The sequence below is a fragment of the Bacillus sp. N13C7 genome (genome assembly GCF_026790065.1).
In the GTDB taxonomy this organism is placed as follows: domain Bacteria; phylum Bacillota; class Bacilli; order Bacillales; family Bacillaceae; genus Bacillus.
This window is the reverse complement of the sequence record NZ_JALAMO010000034.1, coordinates 1-311: the sequence shown is the minus strand read 5'-3', so window position 1 is coordinate 311 and position 311 is coordinate 1. Positions and strand designations below refer to the sequence as shown.

Here is a 311-nt window from a genome sequence, read left to right as displayed (position 1 = left end):
TATACATCTTACGAGTATCAAAAAGCTGTTAACACAAAAGGCATTACCATGAGCATGTCCCGCAAAGGGACGCCCGCTGATAATGCCTCCATCGAATCGTTTCATTCCTCACTAAAGTCTGAAACGTTCTATCTTAACAGCATTGATCGAACTACGACCGCCATCGCAGAACGCACTGTCACAGAATACATTCATTATTATAACAATATTCGTATTCAAACGAAACTAAACAACCAATCACCGATAAACTATCGGCAATTGGCTGTTTAAAAGGTGTTTTGATCCCTGTCTCAAAAACGGGGGTCAGTCCC

The 311-nt window shown here is 41.5% G+C and carries 1 protein-coding gene; it reads left to right on the top strand.

Features of this window, described 5'->3' with window-relative positions:
- Nucleotides 1-270: IS3 family transposase (locus MOB98_RS20700; RefSeq protein WP_268425385.1), on the top strand; the 270-nt coding region annotated here is incomplete at its 5' end.
- Nucleotides 271-311: the final 41 nt, after the last annotated feature.